Below are 8287 nucleotides of genomic sequence, written 5' to 3' on the forward strand. Positions count from 1 at the left end.
GCCGGACGGTATACGGGTCGCCACGGCGGCCCGCGCGGTGACGGCCCCGTCGCCCGCGCCGGTCTCCGGTCTCCCGATTTCACGATCCGCGGGGGCGCCGGCCTCCTTCGAGAAGGCTGCTCATGGACCAAGCGAAACCCCGGCGCGACACGACGATCGCGCGGGCAGGTGCGGGGCGGACGGGCTACGTCACGGTCCGGGGCGCGCGGGAGCACAACCTGCGCGACATCGACGTGGAGATGCCGCGCGACGCGCTCGTTGTGTTCACGGGCGTCTCCGGATCCGGCAAGTCCTCGCTGGCCTTCGGCACCCTCTACGCGGAGGCGCAGCGCCGCTACTTCGAATCGGTCGCGCCCTACGCGCGGCGGATGATCGACCAAGTCGGCGTCCCCGACGTCGACGCGATCGAGGGCCTCCCGCCCGCTGTCGCGCTCCAGCAGCAGCGCGGCACCCCGAGCGCGCGCTCGTCGGTCGGCAGCGTCACGACCCTGTCGAGCCTCGTGCGCCTGATGTACTCGCGCGCCGGCACCTACCCGCCCGGCCAGCCGATGCTCTACGCCGAGGATTTCTCGCCCAACACGCCGCAGGGCGCCTGCCCGTCCTGCGGCGGCCTCGGGCGGGTCTACCAGGCCACGGAAGCCTCGATGGTGCCGGACCCGTCCCTGACGATCCGCGAGCGGGCCGTCGCGGCCTGGCCGCAGGCCTGGGGCGGCCAGAACCTGCGGGACATCCTTGTCAGCCGGGGCGTCGACGTCGACACGCCCTGGAAAGCGCTGCCCCGGATGCTCCGGGACTGGATCCTGTTCACGGACGAGCAGCCGCAGGAGCCGGTCTATGCCGGCCTCACCCCGGAGCAGACGCGGCTCGCCCGCCGCCGTGGCCTGGAGCCGAGTTACATGGGCACCTTCACCAGCGCCCGCCGCCACGTGCTCGGCACCTTCACCAACTCGCAGAGCGCGCTGATGCGCCGCCGCGCCGCGCGCTACCTCGTGAGCGAGGATTGCCCGGCCTGCCACGGCAAGCGGCTGAAGCCCGAGGCGCTTTCGGTCACGTTCGCCGGGCTGGATATCGGCACGCTCTCGCGCATGCCGCTCTCGGCGGTCGCCGAGGCCCTAAGGCCGGCGGCCGAGGACCGGCAGCCCGAGGCCGACGCCGCATCCGCCACCCTCGACCGCGCGGTGGGCCGGAAGGACCGCGCCGAGCGTGCCGCGTCCGGTGGCTCGGCCCATGCGGGCGCGCCGGACGTGCGCGTCACGCCGAACCTGTCGATCGAGAAGCGCCTCGCCGCCCAGCGCCTGGCCTCGGACCTCATCGCGCGCATCGGGACGCTCGCGGATCTGGGCCTGGGCTACCTCTCGCTGGACCGTGTGACCACGACCCTGTCGTCGGGTGAGCTGCAGCGCCTCCGCCTCGCGACCCAGCTGCGCTCGCAGCTGTTCGGCGTCGTCTACGTGCTCGACGAGCCCACGGCCGGTCTGCACCCCGCCGACGGGGACGCCATGCACGACGCGCTGGCCGGGCTGCTCGCCGCGGGCAATTCGCTCTTCGTCGTCGAGCACGACATCGGCACCATGCGCCGCGCCGACTGGCTGGTCGACGTCGGGCCGGAAGCGGGCGAGAACGGCGGCACGATCCTCTACAGCGGGCCGCCGGAGGGCCTGCGTGACGTCGCGGCGTCCCGGACGCGGCTCTACCTGTTCGGGCTGGTGGAGGCGCCCCCGCGGCCGTCGCGGGAGCCCGCGGGGTGGCTGCGCCTCGAAGGCATCGTTCGCAACAACCTGAAGGGCGTCTCGGTCCCCTTCCCGATCGGGTGTCTCACCGCCGTGACCGGCGTCTCGGGCTCCGGGAAGTCGAGCTTGATCAGTCAGGCCCTGCTCGAGCTGGTCGGCGAGCGTCTCGGCCGGCCGGTGAAGACCGAGGACGAGCCGGACGATCCCCTGGACGAGGTGCCGGGCCCGTCGGAGGGCCGCATCGCCGGCGGCATGGACGGGATCGGGCGCCTGGTGCAGGTCGACCAGAAGCCCATCGGGCGCACGCCGCGCTCGAACCTCGCCACCTACACGGGCCTGTTCGACGCCGTCCGCAAGCTGTTCGCCGCGACCCCGGAGGCTCGGCGGCGCCGCTACGATGCGGGCCGCTTCTCCTTCAACGTGGCCAAGGGGCGCTGCCCGGCCTGCGAGGGCGAGGGCTTCGTCAGCGTCGAGTTGCTCTTCATGCCGAGCGTCTACGCCCCCTGCCCGACCTGCCACGGCACGCGCTACGCGCCGGAGACGCTGGCGGTGACGTGGAACGGGCTGAGCATCGCGGACGTGCTCGCGCTGACCGTCGACCGGGCCTGCGCGGCCTTTGCGGACGAGCCGTCCGTGCTGCGGCCGCTCACCGTGCTGCGCGATCTCGGCCTCGGCTACCTGCGGCTCGGCCAGCCGGCGACCGAACTCTCCGGTGGAGAGGCCCAGCGCATCAAGCTCGCCACCGAGCTGCAGCGCGGGCAGCGCGGCGGCACGCTCTACGTCCTCGACGAGCCGACGACCGGCCTGCACCCGACCGACGTCGACCGCCTCATGGTCCAGCTCAACGGTCTGGTCGACGCGGGCAACACCGTCGTCATTGTCGAGCACGACATGCGCGTCGTCGCCCGGGCCGACCACGTGATCGACATGGGCCCTGGCGGCGGCGACCAGGGCGGCACCGTCGTGGCCGCCGGCCGGCCCGAGATCGTCGCCGCGGCCGCGGCCGGCCGCACGGCGCCCTATCTGCGCGAGGAACTCGCGACGGTCCGCACGCGGCCGCCGGGCTGAGGTCACCCACCGCGGCCGGCACAGGGCTCAAAGGACGAAGGCGTGCCGCGCGCACACGTCACGCGCCGGGTTGCCGGCAGTGGTCCGACGGTCTGGCCGGTCGATCGTGTTCCGCGTCTTGCGCGCCGGAGAACGCGCTGCGGTGCAGTATCGATTAAAGTGAGGTTTGCGGGATCAGTACTGAGCCGCCGGAGTTTCAACCGTTACTGCTAAATTCTCCGGAGGATCGCCATGGGCCTCACCGCGTTCGCCGTGTTCGTCATTCCGTGGGTCCTGCTCGCGGTGTTCCTCACGCGGTCCCCTTCAACGCTTCGCCTGGGGACCGCTTCCGCGCCGTGGCGGTCTATCCCGACCCACAAGGAGATGGCCCGCGCCGACCGTCACGCGCTGCACCCGCATGGGCAGCGGGCGGGCGAGACGGACGGAGTCTCGGGCCGGGACCAGCGCGGTCGGACCGATCCGCCCGCGGGCGGTGCGCTGGGCACGAGCGTGGAGCCCACGGAGCCCGACGACAAGCTCAGCTAGCAGATCCGCGCCGGGCATTCCGGCCGGACGTCAACGGCCGATCCAGCGCCGTCGGCGTGCCGCGCGGCGGACGGATGATCATGCCCTGACCCGTACCGCGCCGCCGCAGACCCGACTTTCAGGGTGGCCCCCGTGCGGGCCACGGCACCCCGCCGAACCCGGAGAAGCGCCGGTCACGCGCCCACGGTCGCCTGCGGCCTGCAGACGCTGTCGCGCACCGCGGGAATGTCGTCGTAGCCGTCGACGGTGCAGAAATACGTGCACACCAACCAAGCGGCCAGGGCGAGGCAGAGAACGCCGTTGTAGACCCACAGGCCGATCACGCGCCGGCTCGGCAGGTTCGGCAATCCAACGACGGAGCCCGGTACCCAGTCGACCGCGAACACGATCGTGCAGAAGGCCCCCAGCACGCCGGCCATCATCACGGCGAGAGCGGTGGACGTCATGTGCCCTCCCGATCCCGCTCTCGGCCGGACATGCAGGGCGTTACGCCGACGCGACCGGCGCGGGCACGACACCTTGGGGCGGACACGCGCAGCCGAACTCCTGTCACAACTCCCTCCTGACCCTCCGATCCGTGCCACACCAGCTAACCGGGACGGCGCCCCCACGTCGAGATCGGAAAACGCGCCGCACCTTCGTAGGACGCGCCGAAGGCAATAAAGGTTGGCGGAGTACGCTGCCGAGCGGTTCGGCCATGGCCCTCGAAGGCTCGGTAGGCGCGCTGGGGTTCGAACCTGGGACCCGCTGCGTTAAGAGGACGACGCTCCGGGCGCCGAGACGCGCATGTTCTGCTTACCGGCGTCGCCGACAGCTTGAGCGCGTTCCCGAAATCGATGGACCCGCCGATTGTCCAACGCGGGGCACCGCCGAAGTCGCTCTGCGTGCTTGCCGGAAGTCGCCTCGCCGAACAGACCGCTGCCGCCGCGAATTCTCGGCCGGGAAAGAACGCCTGGTCGTGTTCGACGACTTCCCTGGCTTCGGCCTGCGCGTCGGCGCGGGCGGCTCGCGGCAGCGGATCGTCCAATGCCGCAACGCGATCGATCAGACAGAGCGGGACACCGTCGGCCGGGTCTTGCTGCTCTCGTCGACCGATGCCTGGCGAGCGGCGAGCGAGCGGCCGGTGCTGGCCAAGTCAGGTTGGATCCGCGCGCCGAGGAGCGACGCGCCAAGGCGTGGGCCGTCGTGACGTCCGGGTCGAACACTGAGCAGCCACCTGGAAGCTGCGCGAGCCGCTCCACGCTATGAGCCGGGCGACAGTCATCGAGCGCCTCGGGGTGATCTTGAAGAGGAACGAGCCGGACGCGGCGAAAAGGGCGCGGGCCACGCTCTCAGCCATCTATGCGTGGCTGATCGAGAACGGCAGGGCCGAGCCCAACCCGGTAGTCGGCACGATCGAGACGGCCCAGGAGGAGAAGCGCTGCCGGGTTGCTCTCGCCCGACGAGATCAAGGCTGCGTTGAAGGCTTGTCGGGATGACGACTTCGGCCGCATCGTCCGCTCGCGAACGCGGACCGGTCAGCGCCGCGAGGAGGTGGCGGGCATGACGCGGGCCGAGCTCGATCTGGCGAGCGGCATCTGGCGACTACCGGGCCGGCGGACCAAGAATAGTCTGCTGCTCGACGTGCCACTGTCCCGCGCCTCGACCTGCTCGCAAAGGTCCAGCCCAGTGCTGGCTGGCCGCTCCTGTTCGGTGGAGGCGCCGCCAGGTTCTCGGGATTCTTGAACGCGAAGGCCGCGACAAACAAGCGGTCTGGCGTCACGGAGTGGCGGTTGAACGATCTGCGGCGGACGGTGTCCACCCGCATGAACGAGCGGGGCGTGCTGCCTCACGGTGTCGATGCTTTGTTCGACCACATCTCGGGATCCCGAGATGTGGTCGATGTCTACAACCACACCCTCTATAACGTTGAAAGGAGGGTGGCGCTCGATCAGGAGTCGAATTTCTCTCGGTCACACAGTCGTTGCGGACCGTTCAATCAGGTATTTCGTAGCTAAATTATCAAATGAGCGTAGCACTGTTTCCGAATCTAAAGATTATTATGGCTCGATTTCGACTTTTTGTTACGTAGAGCCGAACATTCGACGGCAATTGGGAAATAATAAAAAAATTTGTCTACGCGATGGTGTTTGATCGAGTCGAAAATGGAGAGCTTAGATCGGAATTTACTTTGCTTTATCTGAATTGGCCGTCAACAAATCTTCAGTGAAATTACCCGTATCCGTATGGGTGATATTTGCCGTATTTGCAGTCGAAGATAGATTCAGATGCGAATGATTCGCGGCTGGGCCCCCGGGGTTTCAGTGGCTGAACTCGGAGCCGACAGATGGGTACCAAGAAGCTCGCGATCATTGTCAACTGTTATAATTACGAGAGATATATAGTCGAAGCGATCGAAAGTGTGAGTTTTCAACTCCATGATGACTGTGAACTGGTCGTCGTTGACGATGGATCGACAGACAATTCGTGGACTTTAATTCAGGGTACTGGTGTAAAATGTCTGCGTAAGGAAAACGGCGGTCCTGTAAGCGCCTGCGTACTCGGCTTAGATAATACGACAGCGAGGCACGTTCTGTTCTTGGATGCTGATGATAAGATTTCTTCAGGTGCTTTACAGAAAATTGTCGGGGCATTAGATGACAAATACTCTAAGCTCCAATTCCCCTTGTCAATAATCGATGAAAAAGGGGATGAACAAGGTAGAATTTTCCCTGATCTGAGCGCCCAGAAAACAAAAAATTCCTACATTCAGGACATATCTGAAACAGGAGTATATGTTTCACCTCCGACCTCGGGGAATATTTTTCGAAGAGACGTGTGCGATCTTCTTCGAGAGGCATCCTATGATACGGTGGACGGTGTAATCCTTATTGCGGCTCCGTTCATGGGCGAAATCTACACGTTCAATGAGGCGCTGGGCTACTATAGGGTTCACGATAAAAATATGTCCTCGACCGGGCGCTTGCCTTCAGTCGAGCGGCTTCAATACAGTCAAGAACGATTTTCCAATCGTTTGGAACATTTGAAGCATATACTTTCCGTCAGAAAAATTGATCATGACATTATTGGGAGTCGCAGAAATTATATATACTTGAGAGACCAGATATACATCAATATTGTCTCTGGGGAAAAGCTCACGTTGAAACAGGTAGTCGAGCTGGCGGAATATTTTCCGAAATGGTATGGTTCCGCGAGGAGATTGATAACCTTGAGCGCGGCGATCTCCATGATCTTCTTACCTAATCGTGTAGCAAAACTGATACTTCGTGTCAGGTTGAATGGTAGAACACTGCTCGCCAGAACCGCAAAATCTATCCTCAGTTACGCCCGTGGCGCCATCATCAGGCCGGGGCGCAAGGCTCTCCATGAGTGAAACTGAGCTAAGGTTTCGGCCTTCGAGCGTCCTGTCGATATCGATTGTGCATGGGTCTTCGACGTCGCAACCCAGGCGTCAAGGTTGCCGCAGCGGATGCCGGACCAGCGCACACTGAGCTGTCGCGGCGGTGGCGCATTGCCTGCCCGGCCGATCCGGCGGCGCGTGGTCGCGCTCAAGCCTGACTCCCGGCACAGGCGCTCTTCACGCCGATGGTCAGGATTATCATCGGCAGTCGCACCGCGCCGAAGGTTCCGCCCGCGCCCCCGGCTGACAGGTGCCGCGCCACCCGCGCGCAGACTAAGCTCCCAGCCCTGAGCCGACCTCAGCCTTGCCGGCATTCGTCGCTCGGGACTTCGCCGAAGCCATTCTGAGATATGTCGCACTGCGGACGGGCCACATCCGGATCGACCCCTGCGCTGGGGCGCATGAGTGGCGTGCGAACCAACCTGTCGACTTGTTGATAACTATTCTTCCCAGCAGAAGAGCATGAAAGGCCATAAAATCAGTTTCCGTGCCAGATCAGTCTGACCTCCTGTCGCGGAGAGAGCACAACGGATCAAAAAGCGCTGTCTCGAGCCCGGCAATCACCGATTAGGCGACGCTGCATCCTCGACTCCGAGGGCCTACAGGCGCCACGCTGACGGCAAGCACCCGCCCGCGCAAGATTGCGGATGACGGGTCGATACGGATGGTTGGGAACGCGGCGATGTCGGGCGGTCAGGGCGGGAGCGGCGCAGATCCGGTCAACGGCACCGGCGGTCAGCCCGGGGCGGACGAGGTGGCGAACGGCACCGGCGCGGCCGGTGGAAACGGCGGCGCTTCTGCCCAGGGGAGCGGCGGAGGTGCGGGCGGTGCCGCAGGCTCGGTCGGAGGCGCCGGCGGCAACGGGGGCGCGGCGGCTGGTGGAACTGTCACCAACACGTCGGGAACGGGTGGCGCCTACTCGACCAACACGGGCTCCAGCTTTTTCGGGGGGGCTGGCGGGGCTGGCCTTGCCGGTCCGAATCCCGGCGACGGCGGCGGCGGCGGCGGCGGCGGCAGCCACGGCCAGTACCTCTCCAACACCGGGAATGGCGTAGGCTTCACCTTTTCGCGGACAGGCGGCACCGGTGGAGCGGGCGGTGCCGGCAACGGGACGGGCGGAGGTGGTGGCGGCGGCAGCGGTGGTTACGGCTTCGTGGAGCCCGGCCCCGGATCCTTCATCGCCAGCGCTCAGATCACCGGCGGGAACGGCGGTGCCGGCGGTGCCGCCGGCGGTCCCGGCGCTTTCGGCGGTTCCGGCGGTGAGGGCGGCATCGGACTTTTCCTCTACGGGAGCACGGGCACCAACACCGGCCAGATCACGGGCGGAAACGGTGGTCTGGGCGGGGCCGCGAATGGTGGCACGGCGGGTATCGCGGGCCAGGGGGGAGCCGGTCTGTCCGGCGCGAACATCGCCATCACCAACACCGGCACGATCTCGGGCGGCTTCACCGGGGACTGTCAGGAATTCCGTGTGCGGGCGGCGGGTTGAACATCAGGCCGCCATGGCCCGGGTGAAGCGCTCGCCGAAGATGACGGCGAACTGCGCCTTGGCCATGACCCACTC

The 8287-nt window shown here is 66.2% G+C and carries 7 protein-coding genes; 6 read left to right on the plus strand and 1 reads right to left on the minus strand.

Features of this window, described 5'->3' with window-relative positions:
- Positions 1-122: 122 nt before the first annotated feature.
- Both ASG32_RS15855 and ASG32_RS15860 read left to right on the plus strand, forming a co-directional pair.
- Entirely contained in the window at positions 123-2798 is a 2676-nt protein-coding gene (locus tag ASG32_RS15855) for an excinuclease ABC subunit UvrA (protein WP_056527926.1), read from the plus strand.
- A 231-nt stretch (positions 2799-3029) separates the two neighbouring features.
- A complete protein-coding gene (locus ASG32_RS15860; RefSeq protein ID WP_056527929.1) occupies positions 3030-3323 on the plus strand; it encodes a hypothetical protein in 294 nt (97 codons plus the stop codon).
- 173 nt (positions 3324-3496) lie between these two features.
- On the opposite strand, the gene ASG32_RS15865 is transcribed toward ASG32_RS15860, so the two are convergent.
- Entirely contained in the window at positions 3497-3769 is a 273-nt protein-coding gene (locus ASG32_RS15865; protein WP_056527932.1) for a hypothetical protein, read from the minus strand.
- Positions 3770-4281: 512 nt separating this feature from the next.
- Between ASG32_RS15865 and ASG32_RS15870 the strand changes: the two genes are divergently transcribed.
- The 4 genes from ASG32_RS15870 to ASG32_RS35615 all read left to right on the plus strand — a co-directional run bounded on the left by ASG32_RS15870 (position 4282) and on the right by ASG32_RS35615 (position 8212).
- A complete protein-coding gene (locus ASG32_RS15870; protein WP_056527935.1) occupies positions 4282-4512 on the plus strand; it encodes a hypothetical protein in 231 nt (76 codons plus the stop codon).
- A gap of 55 nt (positions 4513-4567) precedes the next feature.
- A complete protein-coding gene (locus ASG32_RS33935; protein ID WP_056527938.1) occupies positions 4568-4801 on the plus strand; it encodes a hypothetical protein in 234 nt (77 codons plus the stop codon).
- Positions 4802-5649: 848 nt separating this feature from the next.
- The gene (locus ASG32_RS32640; RefSeq protein WP_082557913.1) at positions 5650-6696 is read left to right on the plus strand and encodes a glycosyltransferase; all 1047 of its coding nucleotides are present in this window, start codon (positions 5650-5652) and stop codon (positions 6694-6696) included.
- A 709-nt stretch (positions 6697-7405) separates the two neighbouring features.
- Positions 7406-8212, plus strand: a complete 807-nt coding sequence (locus tag ASG32_RS35615) for a hypothetical protein (RefSeq protein WP_157861987.1) — start codon at positions 7406-7408, stop codon at positions 8210-8212.
- The last annotated feature ends 75 nt before the right edge of the window (positions 8213-8287 follow it).

It is taken from the genome of Methylobacterium sp. Leaf361, assembly GCF_001424445.1.
GTDB lineage: Bacteria > Pseudomonadota > Alphaproteobacteria > Rhizobiales > Beijerinckiaceae > Methylobacterium.

Coding starts and splice junctions, on each gene's coding strand:
- ASG32_RS15860 (WP_056527929.1), top strand. CDS start 3,030: ATGGGCCTCACCGCGTTCGCCGTGTTCGTCATTCCGTGGGTCCTGCTC.
- ASG32_RS15865 (WP_056527932.1), bottom strand. CDS start 3,769: ATGACGTCCACCGCTCTCGCCGTGATGATGGCCGGCGTGCTGGGGGCC.
- ASG32_RS32640 (WP_082557913.1), top strand. CDS start 5,650: ATGGGTACCAAGAAGCTCGCGATCATTGTCAACTGTTATAATTACGAG.
- ASG32_RS33935 (WP_056527938.1), top strand. CDS start 4,568: ATGAGCCGGGCGACAGTCATCGAGCGCCTCGGGGTGATCTTGAAGAGG.
- ASG32_RS35615 (WP_157861987.1), top strand. CDS start 7,406: ATGTCGGGCGGTCAGGGCGGGAGCGGCGCAGATCCGGTCAACGGCACC.
- ASG32_RS15855 (WP_056527926.1), top strand. CDS start 123: ATGGACCAAGCGAAACCCCGGCGCGACACGACGATCGCGCGGGCAGGT.